This is a genomic window from Streptomyces sp. HPF1205 (genome assembly GCF_020400825.1).
GTDB lineage: Bacteria > Actinomycetota > Actinomycetes > Streptomycetales > Streptomycetaceae > Actinacidiphila.
Map to the genome: position 1 here is coordinate 272,874 of NZ_JAINVH010000003.1, position 22,527 is coordinate 295,400.

16 protein-coding genes are annotated in these 22,527 nt (G+C 73.1%); 7 read left to right on the top strand and 9 right to left on the bottom strand.

Going from position 1 to position 22,527, the window contains the following annotated elements:
* Positions 1-214: 214 nt before the first annotated feature.
* Positions 215-1,315: a citrate synthase 2 gene (locus tag K7G61_RS05235; RefSeq protein ID WP_225845410.1), complete on the top strand. Its 1,101-nt coding sequence runs from the start codon at positions 215-217 to the stop codon at positions 1,313-1,315.
* A 55-nt stretch (positions 1,316-1,370) separates the two neighbouring features.
* On the opposite strand, the gene K7G61_RS05240 is transcribed toward K7G61_RS05235, so the two are convergent.
* Entirely contained in the window at positions 1,371-4,205 is a 2,835-nt protein-coding gene (locus K7G61_RS05240) for an FAD-binding and (Fe-S)-binding domain-containing protein (protein WP_225845412.1), read from the bottom strand.
* Between the two features lie 114 nt (positions 4,206-4,319).
* Between K7G61_RS05240 and serC the strand changes: the two genes are divergently transcribed.
* Positions 4,320-5,438, top strand: a complete 1,119-nt coding sequence (gene serC / locus K7G61_RS05245) for a phosphoserine transaminase (RefSeq protein ID WP_225845414.1) — start codon at positions 4,320-4,322, stop codon at positions 5,436-5,438.
* A 235-nt stretch (positions 5,439-5,673) separates the two neighbouring features.
* Here the strand turns inward: serC and K7G61_RS05250 are convergent, their stop codons facing one another.
* Positions 5,674-6,711: an esterase-like activity of phytase family protein gene (locus K7G61_RS05250; protein ID WP_225845415.1), complete on the bottom strand. Its 1,038-nt coding sequence runs from the start codon at positions 6,709-6,711 to the stop codon at positions 5,674-5,676.
* A 47-nt stretch (positions 6,712-6,758) separates the two neighbouring features.
* Between K7G61_RS05250 and K7G61_RS05255 the strand changes: the two genes are divergently transcribed.
* Both K7G61_RS05255 and K7G61_RS05260 read left to right on the top strand, forming a co-directional pair.
* Positions 6,759-7,439 carry an SGNH/GDSL hydrolase family protein gene (locus tag K7G61_RS05255; protein WP_225845416.1) on the top strand — a complete coding sequence of 227 codons (681 nt, stop codon included), beginning with the start codon at positions 6,759-6,761 and terminating at the stop codon, positions 7,437-7,439.
* 181 nt (positions 7,440-7,620) lie between these two features.
* Positions 7,621-8,616 carry an aldo/keto reductase gene (locus K7G61_RS05260; RefSeq protein WP_225845417.1) on the top strand — a complete coding sequence of 332 codons (996 nt, stop codon included), beginning with the start codon at positions 7,621-7,623 and terminating at the stop codon, positions 8,614-8,616.
* 144 nt (positions 8,617-8,760) lie between these two features.
* Here the strand turns inward: K7G61_RS05260 and thpR are convergent, their stop codons facing one another.
* The 3 genes from thpR to K7G61_RS05275 all read right to left on the bottom strand — a co-directional run bounded on the left by thpR (position 8,761) and on the right by K7G61_RS05275 (position 11,298).
* Positions 8,761-9,357, bottom strand: coding sequence for an RNA 2',3'-cyclic phosphodiesterase (gene thpR / locus K7G61_RS05265; protein WP_225845418.1), 597 nt, complete (start codon positions 9,355-9,357; stop codon positions 8,761-8,763).
* Positions 9,354-10,724: an MFS transporter gene (locus K7G61_RS05270; protein ID WP_225845419.1), complete on the bottom strand. Its 1,371-nt coding sequence runs from the start codon at positions 10,722-10,724 to the stop codon at positions 9,354-9,356. The genes thpR and K7G61_RS05270 overlap by 4 nt, the downstream gene beginning before the upstream one ends.
* A 196-nt stretch (positions 10,725-10,920) precedes the next feature.
* Positions 10,921-11,298: a MarR family winged helix-turn-helix transcriptional regulator gene (locus tag K7G61_RS05275; protein ID WP_225845576.1), complete on the bottom strand. Its 378-nt coding sequence runs from the start codon at positions 11,296-11,298 to the stop codon at positions 10,921-10,923.
* Between the two features lie 189 nt (positions 11,299-11,487).
* Here K7G61_RS05275 and K7G61_RS05280 point away from each other — a divergent pair, with 189 nt between their 5' ends.
* Positions 11,488-11,712, top strand: coding sequence for a ribbon-helix-helix protein, CopG family (locus K7G61_RS05280; RefSeq protein ID WP_225845420.1), 225 nt, complete (start codon positions 11,488-11,490; stop codon positions 11,710-11,712).
* A gap of 73 nt (positions 11,713-11,785) precedes the next feature.
* Here K7G61_RS05280 and K7G61_RS05285 read toward each other — a convergent pair whose 3' ends face one another.
* Together K7G61_RS05285 and K7G61_RS05290 are read right to left on the bottom strand one after the other, a co-directional pair.
* Positions 11,786-13,192, bottom strand: a complete 1,407-nt coding sequence (locus K7G61_RS05285) for a hypothetical protein (protein WP_225845421.1) — start codon at positions 13,190-13,192, stop codon at positions 11,786-11,788.
* 203 nt (positions 13,193-13,395) lie between these two features.
* Entirely contained in the window at positions 13,396-14,850 is a 1,455-nt protein-coding gene (locus tag K7G61_RS05290; protein ID WP_225845422.1) for an NCS2 family permease, read from the bottom strand.
* 232 nt (positions 14,851-15,082) lie between these two features.
* Here K7G61_RS05290 and K7G61_RS05295 point away from each other — a divergent pair, with 232 nt between their 5' ends.
* The gene (locus K7G61_RS05295; protein ID WP_225845423.1) at positions 15,083-15,367 is read left to right on the top strand and encodes a DUF2530 domain-containing protein; all 285 of its coding nucleotides are present in this window, start codon (positions 15,083-15,085) and stop codon (positions 15,365-15,367) included.
* Between the two features lie 90 nt (positions 15,368-15,457).
* Positions 15,458-17,860, top strand: coding sequence for an HAD-IC family P-type ATPase (locus K7G61_RS05300; protein WP_225845424.1), 2,403 nt, complete (start codon positions 15,458-15,460; stop codon positions 17,858-17,860).
* A gap of 105 nt (positions 17,861-17,965) precedes the next feature.
* Here K7G61_RS05300 and K7G61_RS05305 read toward each other — a convergent pair whose 3' ends face one another.
* A complete protein-coding gene (locus K7G61_RS05305; protein ID WP_374204060.1) occupies positions 17,966-21,223 on the bottom strand; it encodes a sacsin N-terminal ATP-binding-like domain-containing protein in 3,258 nt (1,085 codons plus the stop codon).
* A gap of 147 nt (positions 21,224-21,370) precedes the next feature.
* Positions 21,371-22,402, bottom strand: coding sequence for a DUF3027 domain-containing protein (locus tag K7G61_RS05310; protein ID WP_225845425.1), 1,032 nt, complete (start codon positions 22,400-22,402; stop codon positions 21,371-21,373).
* Positions 22,403-22,527 lie beyond the last annotated feature (125 nt).

A 22,527-nucleotide genomic window follows, 5' to 3' on the forward strand; every position in this document is an offset into this window, starting at 1 on the left:
TTGCCCGCCGGTCCGCAACCATGGCGGCGGCCGGGATGTGCCACATCTCACTGTGGCCGTCACCAGGCGCCTGCCGGGACAATTGCGGGTCGTGGATGCGCCGGTCCGGCCTGGTCGGCGGGAACCTGTTGGACCGGATGGAGCGGCGTGACAGTCGCTCGAACGGGGCACACCGCAGTCAGCGCACTGTCGAGATCGTCAAGAGGAGCCGTCCATGTCCGAATTCGTCCCCGGGCTCGAAGGAGTCGTCGCGTTCGAAACGGAGATCGCCGAGCCGGACAAGGAAGGCGGCGCGCTCCGGTACCGGGGAGTCGACATCGAGGAGCTGGTCGGCCACATAGGTTTCGGCAACGTGTGGGGGCTGCTGGTCGACGGCAGGTTCGCGCCCGGCCTGCCGCCCGCCGAGCCGTTCCCCATCCCGGTGCACTCCGGCGACATCCGGGTGGACGTGCAGTCCGCGCTGGCCATGCTGGCACCGGTGTGGGGGCTCAAACCGCTGCTCGACATCGACGAACAGGAGGCCAGGGACAATCTCGCGCGCGCCGCCGTGATGGCGCTGTCGTACGTCGCCCAGTCCGCGCGCGGGCAGGGGCTGCCCATGGTGCCGCAGCGGGAGATCGACAAGGCGCGGTCCATCACCGAGCGTTTCATGATCCGCTGGCGCGGGGAGCCCGACCCGAAGCACGTCGCGGCCGTGGACGCGTACTGGACGTCGGCCGCCGAGCACGGCATGAACGCGTCAACGTTTACCGCCCGGGTCATCGCCTCGACCGGAGCGGACGTGGCCGCGGCCCTGTCCGGCGCGGTCGGCGCGATGTCGGGGCCGCTGCACGGCGGGGCGCCGTCCCGGGTGCTCGGCATGATCGAGGAGATCGAGCGCACGGGTGACGCGGAGGGTTACGTGAAGGCCGCGCTCGACAGGGGCGAGCGGCTGATGGGCTTCGGCCACCGCGTCTACCGCGCCGAGGACCCGCGGGCACGCGTGCTGCGCCGTACCGCCCGTGAGCTGGGCGCGCCGCGGTTCGAAGTGGCCGAGGCGCTGGAGAAGGCGGCGCTGGCGGAGCTGCACGCGCGGCGCCCCGACCGGGTCCTCGCCACCAACGTGGAGTTCTGGGCCGCCATCGTGCTGGACTTCGCACAGGTGCCGGCGCACATGTTCACGTCGATGTTCACCTGCGCGCGGACGGCCGGCTGGTCGGCGCACATCCTGGAGCAGAAACGTACCGGCAGGCTGGTGCGCCCCTCCGCCCGCTACGTCGGCCCCGCCTCGCGCGCCGTGCGGGACGTGGAAGGGTACGAGGGCATCGCGCACTGAGACGCGGCGGCCCGGTCACCCCGGGTCCCCGTCGAGGTCGCTGGTCGAGATGCGCCTAGGTGTTCGTCTCGTGATCGGCGAGAACTTCGGCGAGGTGGCGGGCGCGGACGCCGCCGAGCTGGGCCAGCTGGGTCCGGCAGGAGAAACCGTCCGCCAGGACGGCGGTGCCGGGGCCGGCCGACCGTACGGCGGGCAGCAGCGCTTCTTCCGCGCAGGCCGCCGACACCTCGAAGTGCCCGGTCTCGAAGCCGAAGTTGCCCGCCAGACCGCAGCAGCCGCCGACCAGCTCCCCGGTCAGCCCCGCCTTCTCCCGCATCCGGCGGTCGGCGGCGTCGCCGAGCACGGCGTGCTGGTGGCAGTGGGTCTGGCCGGTGACCGCGGTGTCCAGCCGGGGCGGCGTCCAGTCCGGCGCGAACTCCTCCAGCGCCTCGGCGAAGGTCCGCACCGACGCGGCCAGGCGGGCGGCCCCGGAGGCGGCGGGTCCGAGCAGTTCCGGCAGGTCGGCGCGGAGGGCCGCGGCGCAGCTCGGTTCGAGCACGACGGTCGGGAGGCCCTCGTCGAGTACGGGGGCGAGCCGTGCCAGGGTGCGGCGCGCGACGGCCTTCGCTTTGGTGAGCTGGCCGGTGGACACCCAGGTCAGGCCGCAGCACACAGGGGCGGGCGGGGTCCGTACGGTGATCCCCGCCGCTTCGAGCACGCGCACGGCCGCGCGGCCGACGTCGGGGGCGAAGTGGTTGGTGAAGGTGTCGGGCCACAGGACCACCGTCGGGCCGGCCTGTCCCTCTTTCGTGGCTCTCCTATCCCACCATCGAGTGAATGTCTCGGACGCGAGTTCGGGCAATTCGCGTTCCCGTGCGATCCCGCCAAGCCGCTTCACCGTCCAAGCGGTTGACGGGTGTCGTGCGAGGCGGTTGAGGATTTCGGCGAAGGGCGCGGCGGCCCGCAGCCACACCGGAAGCCACCCCATCGCGTAGTGCGCGCGGGGCCTGGGCCGCCCTCGGTAGTGGTGGTGCAGGAACTCCGCTTTGTACGTGGCCATGTCGACTTCCACGGGGCAGTCGCTTCGGCACCCTTTGCAGGAAAGACACAGGTCAAGAGCCTCGCGCACCTCGGTGGAACGCCAGCCTCCGGTGATGACGCGACCGGACAGCATCTCGTGCAGCAGGCGTGCCCTGCCGCGCGTGGAGTGCCGTTCCTCGCCGGTGACCCGGAATGACGGGCACATGACGTCCGAGCCACCCGGCGGAAGCGTCGCGGTGCGGCACTTGGCGACTCCGACGCAGCGGCGGACGGCGGCGGGAAAGTCACCTCCATCACCCGGATAGGTGAATTCCACGTCGACGGGTCGGGCCTTCGCGGAGGGAAGCACCGTGAAGCGCAAGTTGCTATCAATGGCATTGGGACGCACGAGCATCCCCGGGTTCAGTCCGCCGTCCGGATCCCAGAGGTCCTTGAAATCTGAAAAGAGTGCGATCATCTCCGGGCCGTACATCTTCGGCAGGAGTTCGGCACGCGCCTGCCCGTCGCCGTGCTCTCCGGAGAGCGAGCCGCCGTGCGACACCACCAGTTCCGCGGCGGCCTCGGAGAAGCGGCGGAAGCGTGCGAGGCCGGCCTGGTCCATGAGGTCGAAGTCCACCCGCACATGGACGCAGCCGTCGCCGAAATGGCCGTAGGGCGCGCCGCGCAGCCCGAACTCGGCCAGCAGCGCCCGGAAGTCCCGCAGATAGCCGCCCAGACGGGCGGGTGGAACCGCGCAGTCCTCCCAGCCCGGCCATGCCTCGCTGCCATCGGGCATGCGGGTCGCGGTCCCCGCCGCGTCCTCCCGGATCCGCCACAGGTCCCGCTGCCTGGCGGGTTCAGCGACGACGACGGTTCCCGACGTGCCGTCGGCCGTACGGCACAATTCGCGCGCGCGGGACAGGGCGTCGTCCGGGTCGTCGCCGCCGACCTCGACGAACAGCCACGCGCCACCGGCGGGCAGCGCCCGCCCGGCCGGTCCGACGAGATCCGCCGCCATTCCCTCCACGGTCAACGGCCGCCGCGGCAGCAGGTGATGCGCGGCTTGCGCGGCCGCGCTCTCGTCGGGATAGCCGAGCACGGTGAGCACCCGTGCCGCCGGCAGGGGCACGAGGCTCACGGTCGCCTCGGTGAGCACCCCCAGCGTGCCCTCGCTGCCGGTGAACGCCCGCACGGCGTCCCGCCCGTGCTCGGGCAGCAGCCGGTCGAGGGCGTAGCCGGAGATGCGGCGCGGCAGTTGCGGGAAGCCGGTCCGCAGCAGGGCGAGATGCCCGTCCGCCAGCGCGCGCATGCCGTCGCGCAGCCGGGGTGGGCCGTCCGCCGCAAAACCGGGGTCCAGCCGGACCCGCTCGCCCCGGTACGTGAGCACGTCCAGGGCGCGCACGTTGTCCGCCGTGGTGCCCCAGGCCACCGAGTGCGAGCCGCAGGCGTTGTTGCCGATCATGCCACCGAGGGTGCAGCGGCTGTGCGTGGACGGGTCGGGTCCGAACGTGAGGCCGTGCGCGGCGGCGGCCGACCGCAGGTCGTCGAGGACCACCCCGGGCTGTACCCGTGCGGTCCGAGTCTCGGGATCCAGGCCGAGGACGCGGTTCATACGGCGGGTGAAGTCCAGGACGACCCCCGTGCCGGTCGCCTGGCCGGCGATGGAAGTGCCGCCTCCGCGCGGCACCACCGGCACCCCGTGCTCGCGGCACACGGCCAGCGCTGCGGCCACGTCGTCGGCGTCCGCGGGCGCGACCACCCCGAGGGGCACCCGCCGGTAGTTCGAGGCGTCCATGGTCACCAGGGCTCGGGCCCCGGCGTCGAAGGCGACGTCACCGCGTACCGCGGCGCGCAGCGCCCGCTCCAGGTCAAGTGCCGGATCCACCGTCATGTGCCCAGCTTGCCCGGCCGGCCGCCCGCTCTCACCGGTACCCGGCCGCGGGGCACTCGTCTCACCGGGTGGAACACTGGCGGAAACCTTCCGGTTACGCACTACGCTGCGAGCGTGGCCGACATTCAGATCCCCGCTGACATCAAGCCCGCCGACGGACGCTTCGGATCGGGCCCCTCCAAGGTGCGGACGGAGGCGCTCGACGCCCTGGCCGCGACCGGCACGGCTCTGCTCGGCACCTCTCACCGGCAGGCGCCGGTGAAGAACCTGGTGGGGCAGGTCCGCGACGGCGTCCGGCAGCTCTTCTCGCTTCCCGAGGGCTACGAGGTGGTGCTCGGCAACGGCGGCTCCACGGCCTTCTGGGACATCGCCACCCATGGTCTGATCAGCGAGAAGTCCCAGCATCTGTCGTTCGGTGAGTTCTCCTCCAAGTTCGCGAAGGCGGCGAAGCTGGCCCCGTGGCTGGCCGACCCCACCGTGATCTCGTCCGACCCCGGCACTCACCCGCTGCCGGTGGCCGAGGCGGGCGTGGACGTCTACGCCTTCACGCACAACGAGACGTCGACCGGCGTCGCCGCCCCGCTGCGCCGGGTCGCGGGCGCGGACGAGGGGGCGCTGGTCCTGGTGGACGCCACCTCCGGCGCGGGCGGCCTTCCGGTGGACATCACCGAGACGGATGTCTACTACTTCGCGCCGCAGAAGTCCTTCGCGGCCGACGGCGGTCTGTGGCTGGCGGTGTTCTCCCCGGCGGCCCTGGAGCGGGTCGAGGCGATCTCGGCCTCGGGCCGGCACATCCCGGCGTTCTTCGACCTGCCGACCGCGATCGACAACTCGCTGAAGAACCAGACGTACAACACGCCCGCGCTGGCCACTCTCTTCCTGCTGAACCAGCAACTGGAGTGGATCAACGGGCAGGGCGGCCTGTCGTGGGCGGTCGAGCGCACCGCCGACTCCTCCTCGCGGCTGTACGGCTGGGCGGAGAAGTCCTCGTACGCCACGCCGTTCGTGACCGACCCGGCGCAGCGTTCGCAGGTCGTCGGCACGATCGACTTCCAGGACGGTGTCGACGCGGCCGCCGTCGCGAAGGTGCTGCGGGCCAACGGCATCGTTGACACCGAGCCCTACCGCAAGCTGGGCCGCAACCAGTTGCGGATCGCGATGTTCCCCGCCGTGGACCCGGCCGACGTCGAGGCGCTGACCGCCTGCATCGACCACGTCATCGGCCGGCTCTGACCGCCTGGCACAACGCTGGAGGGCCTGTGCCGCCGCCGGACAGCGACCGGCGGCGGCAGCCCGTTTCCCGTCTGTCGTATCCAGGCGTCGTGCCCACCGGTCGTGCGTGCCGCCGGCGGCAACCCGCGGCGCGCGGCGGGCCACCGACGCCCTGGACCGGAGCCCGGCGCTCCGGCTGCCCAGCGGCCCGTCAATCCGTGGACCGACATTCCCCCGACCGACATCCCGCCGACCGTCACTGCGCCGACTGGCGGCGCCTGCGCCGGGCAGCGTTGCGGACGCTCATCGCGATGACGCCGATGCCGACCACCACGGCCACGCCCACGACCTTGCCGCCGGACTTGGTCGTCTTGGTGTCCTTGGCCGAGTTCTCGGCCGGTCCCCGCGTCCCGTTGTGACCGCCGGCGGTCGCGGGGGACTGCCGTGCGACGTCGTCCGGCAGGTCGGCGCCCTTGAGGGGCTCGCGCCAGACCTCGCTGTCCGATCCCTCGCTGCCGAACATCAGGGCCCGGCCGTCGGTGGTGTAGGTGACGGACTCCCCCTGGGGCTGGAGGGGGACGTCGAGGCTGCCGATCTTCTGAGGGCGGCCGTTCACCCAGCGGTAGTCGGTGGCCCAGAGGTAGCCGCGCAGCACCAGGCGGGAGCCGTCGGGCGAGAAGGCGCCGTCGGTCACCCAGGGCACGTCGGCGATGCGCCGGAAGACGTTCACGCCCTTGCTGCTCAGCCTGGTGGGGCCGGCGTAGAGGTGCCCGCCGTCCTCGTTCTTGCTGGCGATGTAGACCCGGCCGGTCCTGGGATGGACCATCAGGGCCTCGGCATTGCGGGGGCCGTCCTGGTAGCGGACGGTGTAGCGGGTGACGTCGACGGTCCGGTCACGCAACTGCCGGGGCTCGGGGAAGCGGTAGATCCAGACCTCGGACCAGGCGCCGTCGAGGTTGTCGCCGATGTCGCCGACGTAAAGGTCCCCGTCGGGGCCCAGCGAGATGGCCTCCACGTCGCGGGCGTGGATGCCCCGCATGGTCACCTTGGCGACGGTCTTCCCGGTGGCGGAGTCGACGGCGTAGACGTAGGGCCCGTCGCCGCTGTCGTCGTGTGTCCAGTACACCCCCGGGTGGATCCTGCTGGCGGCCAGGCCGCTGGACTCCTTGATCCGAGGGTCGGTCAGGGAGAAGGCCACCGAGGGCCCGCTGTCGGCGACGGCTTGGACGACCGGTCCGGCACAGGCCAGGGCGAGTGCCGCACAGGCGACCGCCGCGGGAGGATACGCACGCATGTACCCCAGTCTCCCCGGTCGGGTGCGGATCGTGGATGATGCCCCGCATGCGTTACCTCTTCGTCGGCGACTCGATGACCGTCGGTTCGGCCGGCGACTACACCTGGCGCTATCGGATGTGGCGGCACCTGTGTGCGCTCGGTGAGCCGTTCCAGGTGGTGGGGCCGCGGGTCACGCTCTACGACAAGGCAGCGGACGCGGCGGTGTCGGCGGAATACGCCGACCCGGGATTTCCCCCGCACGCGCGACGCCATCTGGCGGGCTGGGGAGAGGGCTGGCTGCACATGGCACCGCTGATCGGTGACACGGTGCGCGAGCACCGGCCGGACGTGCTGCTGGTGTCGCTCGGCCTGATCGATCTCGGCTTCTACACCGACGCCGAGCAGACGGCGGTGAACGTCGAGCGCTTCATAGCCGAGGCGCGGGCGGCCGCCCCACGGGTGCGCATGGCGCTGCTGCCGGTGATCCCCAACACCAGGGCGGACCTCGACCCCGGGTTCGCCGACGAGTGCGCGCGGTTCAACACCGAGTTGGCGAAGGTGGTCGCCGACCACGACTCCCCCGCGTCGCCGCTGCTCCTCGCCTCCCGCCCCGAGGGCTACGACATCCTCCTCGACACCTATGACGGCACCCACCCCAACTCCTCGGGGGAGCACAAGCTGGCGGCGGCGTTCGCGGACGCCATGCACCAGGCCTGGGGTATGGGGGCACCGTACGCGGGCGGCTGACGAGCGGCCCCTCCCGGCCCTTCCCGGCCCTTCCCGGCCCTTCCCGGGGCCGCCGGGCCGGCCCTGGCAGGGGCGGCGGCGAGGCCGGCCGGTCCCCGTCGATATCGTCCGGCACGGCACGGGCCGACGCCGGACGGGAGCCCTTGATTCGAGCGCACTCGAAGAGCTTGGCTTGGGTGCCATGGAGTACACACAGTTGGGCCGCACGGGCCTCAAGGTGAGCCGTCTGGTGCTGGGCACCATGAACTTCGGCCCGCAGACCGACGAGGCGGACAGCCACGCGATCATGGACGCGGCGCTCGCCGCGGGGATCAACTTCTTCGACACCGCCAACGTGTACGGCTGGGGCCCGAACCGGGGCCGTACCGAGGAGATCATCGGCAGCTGGTTCGCCAAGGGTGGTGGGCGGCGCGACAAGACGGTGCTGGCCACGAAGGTCTACGCCGACATGGCCCCCGAGGGCGAGGCGTGGCCGAACTACGACCGGCTGTCCGCGGTGAACATCCGCCGGGCGGTCGAGGCGAGCCTGAAGCGGCTGGGCACGGACCACATCGACCTGTACCAGTTCCACCACGTGGACCGGGCCACCCCGTGGGAGGAGATCTGGCAGGCGATCGACGTCCTGGTACAGCAGGGCAAGATCCTTTACGCCGGGTCGAGCAACTTCGCCGGCTGGCACATCGCCCGGGCCAACGAGGCGGCCGCACGGCGCGGCTCCCTCGGGCTGGTCTCCGAGCAGTGCCTGTACAACCTGGTCGAGCGGCGGGCGGAGATGGAGGTGATCCCGGCGGCGCAGGGCTACGGCCTCGGAGTGATCCCCTGGTCGCCGCTGCACGGGGGCCTGCTCGGCGGGGCGCTGCGCAAGCAGCGCGAGGGCGGCGGAGCCCGCTCGACCAGCGGCCGGTCGGCGGACTCCCTGAACTCGCAGGAGCAGCGCGACCAGATCCAGGCGTACGAGGACCTGTGCGACAAGCACGGTCTGCAGCCGGGTGACGTGGGCCTGGCCTGGCTGCTGACCCGGCCGGGGGTGACGGGGCCGATCGTGGGCCCGCGTACCCAGGAGCAGCTCGACTCGGCGCTGCGGGCGGTCGAGCTGGAGCTGTCGGCGGAGTTCCTGGCAGCGCTGGACGAGATCTTCCCCGGCCCGGGTCCCTCGCCGGAGGCGTTCGCCTGGTGACGCGGGGGACCGCGGTCCCGTCTCGCCGCCGCGGTCAGCGGATCGCGGCGGCGACGACCACCACCACGATCATGAGTACGAAGGCGGCGGTCATCACGCGGGTACGGGTCTTGGGGTCCACGCTTCGAGGTTAACCGGCCCCGGTCACCGCTCCGGCAGGCGGGCCGCGGTGGCCGGCCCCAGCGGCCAGGACACGGCGCTCCGGTAGTGGGGCTGCTCGCCGGGGACGCCGGAGCGCGGCGGAATGCTGGCGACCAGGCTGAGGGTGCCGGCCGTCCAGGATGAGCCGCGGAAGTCCGCGAGGGCGTCGGCGAAAGGGCGCAGGCGGACGCGGGCGCCCTGCCGGGCCCGGGCCAGGGTCAGGTGGGCGTGGAAACCGTGCTCCTCGGCGGCGGGAGCGCCGGCCCGGCGAGCGGCGGCCCGTACCGAGTCGGCGAGGTGGCCCACGGCCGTGAGGTCGCCCTCGGCCCCCGCCCACAGCGTGCGGTCGCCGAACCGGCCGCCGCCGGCCAGCCGCAGCTCGTACGGGCCGTGCCGGCGGGCTGCCCTGGCCAGTCGCTCGTCGAGGTCGGGCCGGGTCTCCTCGGGAACCTCGCCGAGAAAGGCGAGGGTCAGGTGCCACCCCTCGCGCGCGGTCCAGCGCAGCGCGTCGGCGTCCGGAAGGCCGCGGACGCGCGTGAGCCCCGCGTCCAGTTCGGCGAGGGCGGCGGGGGGCGGCAGCAGGGCGACGAAGAGTCTCATGCGGCGGGGGTCAGCCGGGGGGCGGTGTCGTCGGGCGGCGTCGGGGTCGGATGGCGGGGCACAAAGGAGATCATCGGCTGGTCCTTGGTCCTGCGCAGGTTGACCTTGACGCGCAGGTCCCCCGTCCGGGCCAGCACCACGCCGACGCCGACGGCCGCGGCGGCGGCGATCAGGCCGCCGGACAGGAAGCCGATCCGGGCACCGTAGGTGTCGGTGACCCAGCCCATGATCGGGCCGCCGATGGGGGTGCCACCGACGAAGACCATCATGTACAGGCTCATCACCCGGCCGCGCATGGCGGGGTCGCTGGCGAGCTGGACGGTGGCGTTGGCGGTGGTGTTGAAGGTCAGGCCGAAGATGCCGATCGGCACCAGCAGGGCCGCGAACATCCAGAACGCGGGAACGAGGGAGGCGGTGGCCTCCAGCAGGCCGAACAGCAGCGCGCCGCCGACCAGGACGCGCAGCCGGGTGCGGCTGCGGCGGGCGGCGAGCAGGGCGCCGAGCAGCGAGCCGGCCGCCATGAGGGTGTTGAGCAGGCCGTAGGTGCCCGCGCCGCTGTGGAAGACCTTGTTCACGAACGCGGACAGCCAGATCGGGAAGTTGAAGCCGAAGGTGCCGATGAAGCCGACGAGGACGATCGGCCAGATGAGTTCCGGCCTGGCTGCCACGTAGCGCAGTCCCTCGCGCAGTTGGCCCTTGGACCGCGGGGCGCGCTCGATGCGGTGCAGTTCCGAGGTGCGCATCAGCAGCAGGCCGGTGAGGGGGGCCAGGAAGGACAGGCCGTTGAGCAGGAAGGCCCAGCCGCTTCCCACGGCCGTGATCAGCACACCGGCGATGGCGGGGCCGACCAGGCGGGCGGCCTGGAAGTTGGCGGAGTTCAGGGAGACCGCGTTGCGGACGGAGGCGGGGCCGACCATCTCCACCACGAAGGTCTGCCGGGTGGGGTTGTCCACGACGGTGACGACGCCGAGCAGGAAGGCGACGGCGTAGACGTGCCAGACCTGGACGACACCGCTGAGGGTGAGGCCGGCCAGGCCCAGCCCGAGGACGCCGAGGGCGGACTGGGTGCACAGCAGGATCTGCCGCTTGGGGTAGCGGTCGGCTATGACGCCGCCGTACAGGCCGAAGAGCAGCATCGGCAGGAACTGCAGGGCGGTGGTGATGCCCACGGCGAAGGAGGAGCCGGTGAGGCTGAGCACCAGCCAGTCCTGGGCTATTCGCGACATCCAGGTGCCGGTGTTGGACACGACGGCGCCGGTCGCGAAGAGCCGGTAGTTACGGAACCGGAGGGAGCTGAAGGTGCCCGCTCTCTGTTCCGCGGGGCGGTCAGGTTCGGTTGCGGCGGGTTTTCCGGCTGCCGAACTCAATCGGGTCTCGCCTCCTTGTCATCGGGGGTCACCGAGGGTCATCGGAGTCAACGGGGGTTATGAGGGCTTGCGGGCTCCGGGGTTCCAGGGCTTCGGGGTTTGGGGGTTGCGGGGCCTCGGGGTTTCGGGGCGGTTCGCCGGGCTTCCGGGACGCGGGCCCGCGGGGCCCAGCCGGGTGCGTCCGGTCGCGGGCCGGTCACAAGTGGGCGAGCCTCTCCAGGACGGGCGCTGCCTGGCGCAGTACGGCGAGATCGTCCTCCCCGAGGCCTTCGGCGAGGTGGGCCAGCCAGGCGTTGCGCTTCTCCCGGCTCTCGTCGAGCATCGCGGCGGCCTGCTCGGTGCTGCTCACCACGACCTGGCGCCGGTCGTCGGGATGCGGTTCCCGGCGGACCAGGCCCTTCGCCTCCAGCATCGCCACGATGCGGGTCATCGACGGGGGCTGGACGTGCTCTTTGCGAGCCAGCTCCCCCGGGGTGGCGGAGCCGCAGCGGGCCAGGGTGGCCAGCACCGACATCTCGGTCGGGCTGAGCGACTCGTCGACGCGCTGGTGGCGCAGCCGCCGCGACAGGCGCATCACGGCGCCCCGTAGCTCGCTGACGGCCGCGCGGTCGTCCTCGGACAGTTCGGTCACGATCTTTAGAATACCTTATTACTTAGACTAAGGACAATTGGCCAAACGCGGACCGCCCGGATCTCACCCTTACGTGTGAGGCGGGCGCGGAAAGCGGCACGCGCGGCCATCAGATGCGGAGACCGTGGGCTCATGGCATCGAGAGTGCTCAGCCTCCGCATAGACGGAGATCTGTGGGACCGGATCCGCGAGCATGCCGCCAGGCGCGGGATGAGCGCGCAGGACTACGTGATCGGGACACTCGTGCGCGACGACTTCGACGAGCGGTTCAAGGCCGCCGTCGACGAGACCGAGCGGTTCTACGGCGGCCGGTACGACGACGAGGCCGCGGACCCACTGGAGCCCCGGCTGGGCTGACGCCGGGCCCGGCCGGAGGCCGATACCGGACCGGCCGATACCGGGCCCGAGCAGGTCCCCGTAGGCGCGGACCTCAGCCGGTGAGACGGTCGTCGCGGCCTTCGGCCCGGGCGGAAGCGGCGGGCCAGGGCGAAGGGCGGTCCTCCCGGCGGCGTCGGCGATGGTTCGCCGGCCGGCACGTACCCGCCTCGTCGGCCTGAGCGTCCGCGCCGCAGCCCGCGAGGGCGGCCAGGTGGTAGTGCTCGGGCAGCCGCAGTCCGGACAGGTCACGGCGGGCGCCTCGCCCGTCGGGCCCCGGCACCACATCGTGGACCGGCGCATCGGGGCCCGGCGCATCGCGGACCGGCGCATCGCGGACCGGCGCATCGGGGCCCGGCGCAGCGAAGCCCGGCGCATCGGGGCGCGGCGTGTCGGCGGTCAGCGCATCGAGACCGTCGAGCAGGGCTTCGCGCAGGTGGTTGCCGGTGACCAGGTGGGTCCGGTGGCCGGCGGCGTCGCGGACGTGGACGGCATGCGTGTTCTTGTAGTCCTGACCGGTCTGGTAGTGCGGCTCGAACACCAGGGTGACGCGGGTGCCGGAGGTCAGGACGACGTCGGCGAACCGGTAGCGCAGCTCGGAGCCGTACGGGATGTGCCCGCGGGCGATGCGGCGCCTGGCCAGGGGATAACGGAAGGAATCCCCGGCGATCCGGGGGAAGCCGATGCGGCCGCGTACGGACGAGTACAGCTCGATCTCCGGCAGCCGCGGGCCTCCGCCGCCCACGACGCGCATTTCCGGGGTGACGAGAACGGGCGGAGTGCGCAGATAGCTCTCGTATTCGCCGGGCGGAAGGATGGCGCGGACAACGGCCAGCATATGCGGCCATTCATAGCCGGCGACTCCGTAATGGCTGTCGACGAAGCGGCCGCGGGCGATGTCGCGTTCGCGGTTCTTGGTGAATTCCACCGTGACGCGCGCGATACGGCCACCGGGTTCGGAATCCGACACATCGCGCAGAACACGGGCGAAAAGGCGGACGGCGGGGCTGTGCGCGTATATGTCGTTGACCAGCACACGGGCCCGCGGGTGGGCGGTAAGGAGGCGGAGCAGGACCGGCAGGTCGCCCGGCGGGCAGGCGGGTTGCTCCAGCAGGACGCGCGCGGCCGGGTCCAGCCGCAGCAGGCGCCGTACCAGCGCGAGGCGAAGGGGCGTGGGTACGGCCACGATCCAGGCGTCCACACCGGCGGGGTCGTCCACCGCCGCGAGCCCGCCCACCGCGGCGGGATCCCCCACCTCGTCGGGCTCCCCCGCCGTCGCGCGATGGCCGGGCCGCGGCGGGCCGAACCCCGCGATCGGGACGGAGCCCGTGGGCGTGCCGGCGGTGGTGGGGACGGGAGGGTCGGCGGCCGAGCGGACCGTCAGGACGTCGTGGCCCTCGGCACGTAACAGCGCGGAACAGCGGGCACCGGCCGCGTCCAGCCCGACAACAGCGACTCTCATCGCGAATCACTTCCCCCGTGGAAGCAGGGGGAAGGATTCCGGGGATGTCGCCCCGGGCCCCGTTCCCCCGCACTGCGCGCCGCGATCAGCGCGTTCAAGATGCGCCGCGCACATTACCAACCGGGCTCGGCGAAGAGGAGCCGGTCGTGATCCGAATCACAGCAGTGCGGAGGACTCGGGGTATTCCGACAGATAAATGCGGCTCAGACGAGCCCGAGGGACGGCATCAGGTAGTAGAAGGCGAAGACGGCTCCCACCGCATAGAGGGCGACCGGCACCTCGCGCCAGCGGCCGGCGAGCACGCGCAGGACGCAGAACGTGAGGAATCCGATGCCGATCCCATTGGTGATGGAGTAGGTGAACGGCATCAGCACCATGGTCAGGAACGCCGGGACGGCGATGGTGTAGTCGCTCCAGTCGATCTCACGGACCGACCCGGCCAGAATCAGGAACCCGACCGCGACCAGGGCCGGGGTGGCGGCCTGGGCGGGCACCATGGTGGCCAGCGGCGTGAGGAAGAGCGCGAGGACGAACATCAGCCCGGTGACGACCGATGCCAGACCCGTCCTGGCGCCTTCGCCGACGCCTGCGGTGGACTCCACGAAGCAGGTGTTGGCCGAGGAGGAGGTGGCACCGCCGGCGGCGGTGGCCAGGCCGTCGATCATCAGCACCTTGTTCATGCCGGGCAGGTCGCCCTTCGCGTCGAGCAGGCCGGCCTCGTCGCTGACGCCCAGGATGGTTCCCATCGCGTCGAAGAAGCACGACAGCAGCACCGTGAAGACGAACAGCAGTCCGGTCAGAACGCCGACCTGCCGGAAGCCGCCGAACAGGCTGACGTGACCGATCAGGCCGAAGTCGGGGGTGGAGACCGGGTTGCCGGGCCACTTGGGAACGGTCAGGCCCCAGGAAGCCGCCGGGACGTTGCCGACGGCGTCCACGAGCACCGCGACCACGGTCATCGCGATGATGGAGATCAGGATCGCCCCGGACACCTTGCGGATGATCAGGCCGAGCGTGAGCAGGGTGCCGACGATGAAGATCGCCACCGGCCAGCCGTGCAGGTGGCCGTCGGTGCCCAGTTGCAGCGGCACCGTGGTGTGGGCGGCGTCGGGGATGCGGGTGACGAACCCGGAGTCGACCAGCCCGATGAGCATGATGAACAGGCCGATGCCGATCGCGATGCCCTTGCGCAGGCCGAGCGGTACGGCGCTCATGACCCGTTCGCGCAGGCCGGTCGCGACAAGGATCATGATCGCCACACCGGCGAGGACGACCATGCCCATTGCGTCCGGCCAGCTCATCTTGGGGGCGAGCTGGAGGGCGACCACGGTGTTGACGCCGAGTCCCGCGGCGAGGGCGACCGGCACGTTGCCGATCACGCCCATCAGCAGCGTGGTGAAGGCCGCGGTGATGACGGTGGCGGTGACGAGCTGGCCACCGGCCAGGTGATGGCCGTACTTGTCCACCGCGGACCCGAGGATGATCGGGTTCAGCACGATGATGTACGCCATCGCGAAGAAAGTGGCGAGGCCGCCCCGGATCTCCCGGGGGATGGAGGAGCCGCGCTCGGATATGTGGAAGAAGCGGTCCAGGCCAGAGGCGGATCGGCGGCCGGGGGGCTGCCGCGTGCCGACCGGAGCGGGGGCCGTGAGGGGCATGCGAAAGGTCCTCGGGGTGGTACGGGAGGTGCAGGGTGGGGACGGTTTGTGCGATCGTACGAATACTTCAGGCCATCGCCTGACCGTTTCAGTATGAACAGACGATGAACCGAAACGCTATCTCCGCGCGTAGACATCAAGGTGGGAGGGCGCGGAGGAGTTTTCCACAGGTATCGACAGGTATCCACAGGCGGCCGGACGCCGCCCCGTGCCGGCCGCATACGATGGCCTCATGAGCAAGCAGCGGAGTCCTTTGCGCGAGGCCCCGGAGCCCCTGGAGGCCAATGACGTGGCGACCGTCACGGTCGGCACGATCGTGTGGTTCGCGCTGTTCCTCGCGCAGCTCCCGTTCTACGGGTGGTACTCCGACCACGGCCACGCCTGGTGGATCTGGACCTGCCTGACCGGCGGCTGCCTGGGCCTGGTCGGCCTGCGGTACGTGACGGCCCGCCGGAACGCGATACGCCGGGCCGCCGCCGCCAGGACCGGGGCGGACGGCGGCCCCTCCGCCGCCTGACCCGCGGGCGGCGTCGGCACGGGCATCGACGGGCGCCCGCTCCCGGCGGCACGAGGGGTGGCGGCGGGCCCGCCCACGTACCGTCGGAGCATGGCCGAAAGCGCGGACACCCAGGTCGCCGCCCGCGGCCCGGGGCTCAGCGCGGCCGAGGTGGCCGAGCGGGTCGCCCGGGGCGAGGTCAACGACGTACCGGTGCGGTCCTCGCGGTCCACGGCGGAGATCGTCAGGGCGAACGTCTTCACCCGGTTCAACGCGATCATCGGCGTGCTGTTCCTGGTCATCCTGGTGGTCGGCCCCATCCAGGACGGGTTTTTCGGGTTCGTCGTCGTCGCCAACACCGCGATCGGCATCGTGCAGGAGCTGCGGGCGAAGCGGACGCTGGACAGCCTGGCGGTGATCGGCGAGGCGAGGCCGACGGTGCGCAGGGACGGCGTGCCGGTGCGGATTCCCACCGCCGGGATCGTGCTGGGCGACCTGGTGGAGCTCGGGCCGGGCGACAAGGTGGTGGTCGACGGCGAGACCGCCGAGGCGGCCGGGCTGGAGGTGGACGAGTCGCTGCTGACCGGGGAGCCCGACCCGGTGCTCAAGCGGCCCGGGGACCGGGTGATGTCCGGCAGCTTCGTCGTGGCGGGCGGCGGGGCCTTCACCGCGACAAAGGTGGGCCGCGAGGCGTACGCGGCACGCCTCGCGGAGGAGGCCTCGCGGTTCACCCTGGTCGACTCCGAGCTGCGCGGCGGCATCAACCTCATCCTGAAGTACGTGACGTGGGTGATGGCGCCGACCGCGGTGGGGCTGGTGATCAGCCAGTTCACGGTGGAGAGGCACGACTGGCGGGAGGCGGTGCGCCGGACGGTGGGCGGCATCACGCCGATGGTGCCCGAGGGACTGGTGCTGCTCACGTCGATCGCGTTCGCGATCGGCGTGATCCGGCTGGGCCGCAAGCAGTGCCTGGTCCAGGAACTGCCCGCGATCGAGGGCCTGGCCAGGGTCGACGTGGTGTGCCTCGACAAGACGGGCACGCTCACCGAGGGCGGCATGGACGTCGCCGAGCTGCGGCTGCTGGACGACGCCGACCGGGCTCGCGCGGCCGGGGCGCTGGCCGCGCTCGGAGCGTCGGATCCGCGGCCCAACGCCAGTCTCCAGGCCGTGATCGCCGCCTTCCCGCCGGAAGGCGCGGACGGATGGCGGTGCACGCGAGCGCTGCCGTTCAGTTCGGCGCGCAAGTACAGCGGCGCCTCCTTCACCGAGCCGGGCGGCGAGGCGAGCACCTGGCTGCTCGGCGCGCCCGACGTCCTGCTGTCGGGAGGCCATCCGGCGCTGGCGGAGTCCGACCGCCTGAGCGCGCGAGGGCTGCGGGTGCTGCTGCTCGCCCGCGGCGGGCGCGCCCTGGACGACGGCCCGCACGCCGCCGAGGGAGCCGACCCGCAGGCACTGGTCGTCCTGGAGCAGCGGCTGCGCCCCGACGCCGCGGACACCTTGCGGTACTTCGCCGAGCAGAACGTGCAGGCCAAGGTGATCTCGGGGGACAACGCGGTGTCGGTGGGGGCGGTGGCGGGCAAGCTGGGGCTGCCGGGGGCGCAGCGGCCGGTCGACGCGCGGCGGCTGCCCGGGGAGCGGGACGCGATGGGCGGCGCGCTGGAGGAGGGCTCGGTCTTCGGCCGGGTCACGCCGCGGCAGAAGCGCGACATGGTCGGCGCCCTGCAGACCCGCGGGCACACCGTGGCGATGACCGGCGACGGCGTCAACGACGTCCTCGCGCTGAAGGACGCCGACATCGGGGTGGCCATGGGCAGCGGCTCCGAGGCGACCCGGGCGGTCGCCCAGATCGTGCTGCTGGACAACAGCTTCGCGACGCTGCCCTCCGTGGTCGCCGAGGGCCGGCGGGTGATCGGCAACATCACCCGGGTCGCCACGCTGTTCCTGACCAAGACGGTGTTCTCGGTGCTGCTGGCGCTGCTGGTGGTGCTGTGGCAGCTCCCGTACCCGTTCCTGCCGAGGCACCTGACGCTGCTGTCGACGCTGACCATCGGGGTGCCGGCGTTCTTCCTGGCCCTCGCGCCCAACAAGGAGCGGGCCAGACCCCGGTTCGTCCGGCGGGTGCTGCGGTACTCCGCTCCGGCCGGGGTGATCTGCGCGGTGGCGTCCTTCACCGCCTACTTGGTGGCGAGGCACTACTACACCGGGCCGGGCTCGCTGGACGCCGAGACGAGCGCGGCGACGCTGGCGCTGTTCCTGATGGAGGTGTGGGTGCTGGCGATCGTGGCCCGCCCGTACACGTGGTGGCGGATCGCGCTGGTGCTCGCGATGATGGCGGGCTTCGGGGTGGTGCTGGTGGTGCCGTCGCTGCAGAGGTTCTTCGCGCTGCGCCTGGTGGGCGACCAGGTGCCCTGGACCACGGTGGGCATCGTGGCCGTCGCCGGCGTGGTCCTGGAGGCGTCCTGGGCGTGGGTGCGGCACCGCGAGAGGCGCGCCCCGGCCCCGCGGGGCGCCTGACCTGGGGGTACGCGGGCCGGGGGTACGCGGGGAGGCTGACCGGCGGCCGGGCCGGGCCCGGCCGAAGGTCAGCCGGCCCGGCGCGGGGTGTCCGGGCGGGCCGGTTCAGTCGAACCAGCGGGCCTCGGCGAGTTCGTCGGTGCGGGTCGGGTCCTCCAGAAGGGCGGCGAGTTCGAAGCGGCGCTGCCAGTGGCCGGTGGCCCAGGCGAGGCCGGCGGCGAGGCCTTCGACGGTGGAGGCGTGCAGGGTGCCGTCGATCCATCGCCAGTCGACCTCGACACCGCCCGTGACCAGCAGTTCCTCGTGCTCGACGTAACTGGTGGGGGCGCCGGGCAGCAGGTCGTGGACGGCGGGCAGCACTGCGTGCGGCTCGCCCTCGGACGTCACCGCGGCCTCCACCGCCTCGCTGAGCCGGCGCACCTGGAAGAGTTCGGCGAGCGCGCCCGCCAGCCTGGGAGGTACGGGCAGCAGGGCCCGGCCGGCGGTCAGCGGCAGCAGGTCGGGGGCGTCGGCGACCAGCGCGTCGGCGGCGTCCACGACGGCCGGCGCGCCGTCCACGACCGCCCGCAGCTCGTCCGGGAGCAGGCTGACCTGCTCGGGGTCGAGTTCGGCCAGGGCCGCGTACAGGCCGTGCAACTGGGCCGGGGTGACGGTGCGGGCCGGATCGGCGAGCCGGGCCAGCAGCTCGGCGGGGCCGCCCGGCTCGGACAGCAGGGCCGGGACGGAGGTGCGCACCCCCAGGGCGCGCAGCACCTGCTCGTCCACGGCGGCACCGGTCTCGGCCTCGTCGTAGAGGCCGGCCAGCAACCGGTCGCCGCCGGCCGTGCGCAGGCCGACCGGGCGGCGGCCGTCGAGGACCGGGTGGTCGCGCAGCCACCAGGCGGCGTAGGGGCGGACCGACTCGGTGGTGCCGTCCGGCAGCAGGACCCGCACCGGAGCGGTGATGGCCTCCCGCAGCGGCGGCCGCGACAGCAGGGCGAGCGCCCGCGGCCAGGCGTCGTCGTCGACCAGGTCCAGGTCGCGGACCCCGACCACCTCGGTGGCGACCGGCGGCACGTCGGTCTCGGGCAGCTGGTCGAGGACGTCCTCGCACCACACGTCGACGGCGTCGAGCAGGCCGGCGTCGTCGGGTTCGGCCCAGTCGCTGTCGCGCGGTTCGAGGTCGTCGGGGTCCAGGACCACGTCGGCGGCCCGGACCAGCGCGAACGTGGCCAGAACACCGACGGCGGTGAGCGGCTGTTCGCCCCAGCGGCGCGCCAGTTCGGGGTCGACGGCGGCGAGTTCGCCCTCGCGCAGCACGTCCTCAAGGGGGCTGCCGGGGAGCACCAGTTCACCGGCGGGCGCGAGTTCGCCGTCCTCGTCGGGCAGGGCGAGCGCGGACAGCCACGGCTCGTCGCCGGGCGCGAGACCGGCGGCGCGGGCCAGGGCCAGTACGGTGTCGGCCAGTTCGTCGGCGTCCAGGCCGGCCTCCTCGTCCCAGCCGGGGCGTTCCTCGTCGAGGGAGGCGGCGACGGCGGCGCGCACCTGGGGGCTGGTCAGAACGGCCCGGGGGGTGGCGGGGGCGGCGCCGAGCTTCTCCAGCAGCGGGTGGGCGGCGTCCGGATGCGCGACCCGCAGGCCGAGCCGGGCCAGGACCTCGGGCTCCACGTCGGCCGCGTCCTCGCCGCGCACCGGCAGCAGCACCTGCCGCGGACCGACGACCGTGCGGCCGTCTCCGAGCGGTACGGGCAGGCCGCTGAGCACGTCGGCGTCGGTGCCGGTCAGGGCGTCGTAGAGGCGGTACCACCAATCGGCGGGGCGTTCGGCGCCGGCGAGGCGGTCGACGGCATCGGCGAGGGAGAGCCGGGCGACGCCGAGCTGGCGCAGGGCGGGGCGCCGTTCCAGGGCGGACGGCACCAGGGTGGGCAGCACCTCGGCCAGTACCCGTACGGCCTCGGCGGTGGCGCCTTCCACGACCTCGGCCTCGACCGGCCGCAGGGCGCGGCCCTCGCCGGCCAGCGGCCCGCCGTCGTCCCAGGTGTCGACGGCGTCCGCACCCCCGCCCGCGGTGAACGGCGACTCGGCGGTGGTTTCGGCGGCGCGCGGCAGGAAAGCAGTGCGGGGCAGCTCGGCGAGGATGCGGCGGCGCAGTTCGGCGTCCAGCTCGCCCTTGCCGAGCGGGCCGGGCACGAGGTCCACGACGCCGGTGGAAACCGGGCGCCAGGTGGCGAGCAGCCGTACGTACGACTCGGCGGCGCGTTCCAGGAGGAAGTCGGTGAGCGGGCCGGGGGCCGTGTGCCGCCGGGTGGGATCGAGCGGGAACGTGGCCAGCAGCAGGGCGGGCAGGCCGAGCGGCTCGTCGGTCGGCGTGGGCGCGTGCACCACGTCGGCGGTGAGGGGCGCGGCCGGCGCGCCGTCGGCGTCGACGGGTACGGCCCAGGTCACCGCCCAGGCCGGGCGCAGCCGCTCCTCCACGGGCCGGTCGGCGAGGAGCTTCGCGTCCAGTGCGCCCGCCGAGGACGTCACCCGCCACCGTACGGGGGCGGTCCTGGCGGTGTCCTCGATAAGGACGTCGCCGCTCCCGGCGGCCCCGCTCCCAGTGGCCCCGCCCCCGGCGGCACCCGCGTCCTCGGCCTGACGGCGCGTCAGCGTCCTTACGCCCGCAGGGGTTTCGATCACGACCTCGGTGAGTCCGGGCAGCGCCAGCAGCAGGGCGTCGTCCACGGCCGCGAGCAGCCGGGCGGCCAGGTCCTCGGCGGAGCCGTCGCGCAGCGGGAGGATCACAACGGTGTCGTACGAGTCCGGGGCGCGGCCCTCGGCCGGGAAGGGCAGGCGCAGCAGCGGGACGTGGCCGTCGCGGCGCCGCAGTTCGTCGGCCAGGCCGGGGACGGCTGCGGCCAGTTCGCGGGCCTCGGCCAGGGACCAGCGGACCCCGCCGGTGCGGCTGACGAGCGCGGGTTCGTCGCTGACGGCGAGGACCGCGGCGAAGCCGACGCCGAAGCGGCCCACCGCCGACGGGTCGTCGTCCCGTTTGGCGGAGGCGCGCAGGGTGGACAGGGACTCGACGGCGGCCGGGTCGAGGGGGGCGCCGGTGTTGGCGGCGGCCAGGACGGCGGGACCGTCGGCCCCGGCCTCGTGGAGGGTCAGCCGCAGGCGGCCGGGGACACCGGCGCGGACGGCGGCGTCGGCGGCGTTCTGGGCGAGCTCGACCACCAGGCGGTCGCGGTAGCCGCCGAGGGCGAGGTCCTCCTCCGCGTTGGCGTCCTCCCGGAAGCGAGCGGCCGAGGCGGACCACGAGGTGAGGACCGCCTGGCGCAGCGCTGCCGTACGGAAGGGGTCGGGGTGGCCCTCCGGGGAGATGCGGGTCACGGCTGCGCGGGTCACGTACGGCCTTCCGTCGGGGGGATCCGGCCCCTCGCGGGGCCCCTGCAACGGTGACGGTACCGCCATTCGGGCCCTGCGTGATCCAGCCCTCGTGCGCCCGGCGGTCGCCGGGACCCCACGGCGGCCGGCGGGCGGCGCCCGCTGCCGTTACGAGTGCCCGAGGTCGTCCTCCGGCGCGGCCCCGGCCTCCTCCTCGGCGTCCACGGACGAGTGGCGGTCGGGGTGCAGCGGCATGGGCTCGGTGTCGTGGAACTCGTCCAGGACCATCGGGACCGGGTGCGGGGGCTTGGGCATGACGGCAGCCTCGGAGTGGGCGCCGCAGCCGTAGGCGAGCGAGACGACACGGCCGTCGGCCGGCGAGAACTCGTTGGCGCAGATGCCGAAGGCCTGGCTCAGCGAACCGGCGACGGGGACCAGGAACCCGCAGCTCACGCAGTGCGCGGGGGCGGCCTGCGCCATGGGCGCCTTCGGCCCGAACTGCTCGTCCCAGCGGTCGGCGGCGGTGTGCAGGCCGTACCGGGACAGCACCCTGGGCCGGCCCATCCCGATCTCGGCGGCGACCGAGGCGATCTCGGCGATCGCGGGCAGCTCGACCACGTACGCGGCCTGGTCGCCGGGCCCGCCCTCCTCCGACACACCGGCCTCACCGGCCTCACCGGCCCCGCCCGCCTCACCGGCTCCACCGGCTCCACCCGCAGCGCCGGCCTCACCCGCCTCGCCCGCTCCGGCGGCACCCGCACCTGCCGCGTCCGTGCCCTCCTCCGGAACCGCGCCGGCCCAAGCGGCACCCGCCACCTCGGGCGCCCCCGTCCAGCCAGGCTCCAGCCGGAGGTCGTCGGCCTCCGTCGGCAGCAGGTCGCCCGGTCCCAGGTCGCCCGGGCGCAGCCGGTCGCTCCAGGGCACCCACTCGGGGGCGAGGACGGCGTCCGGCCCGGGCAGCAGCACCGTTTCGTCGATGGTCACGTTCTTGGCCCGCGAGGCGCGGGTCAGCGTGGTGGCCCACCGCCAGCCGCGATAGGCGGGCTCCTCGCAGGCGAAGAGGTGGGTGACGACGCGGTCGCCCTCGGCGCGGACGCCGAGGTGCTCTCCGACGGAGTCGGGCCCGGCCGCCTCCTCAGTCGCGGCGAGCGCGACGTCGACCGCCTCGGCGCACAGACGGTCTGGGGTACGGCTTCGCATCGCTGGGCTCACAGATATCGTTTCTCTCTCTACGCCGTCTCACGTGTGCGCTCGCGGGCCGACGGCCCGGCGGACCGGGACGGACGAGGAGGGGCGGCGGAGCGGACCTGCGGGCCGCTTCAACG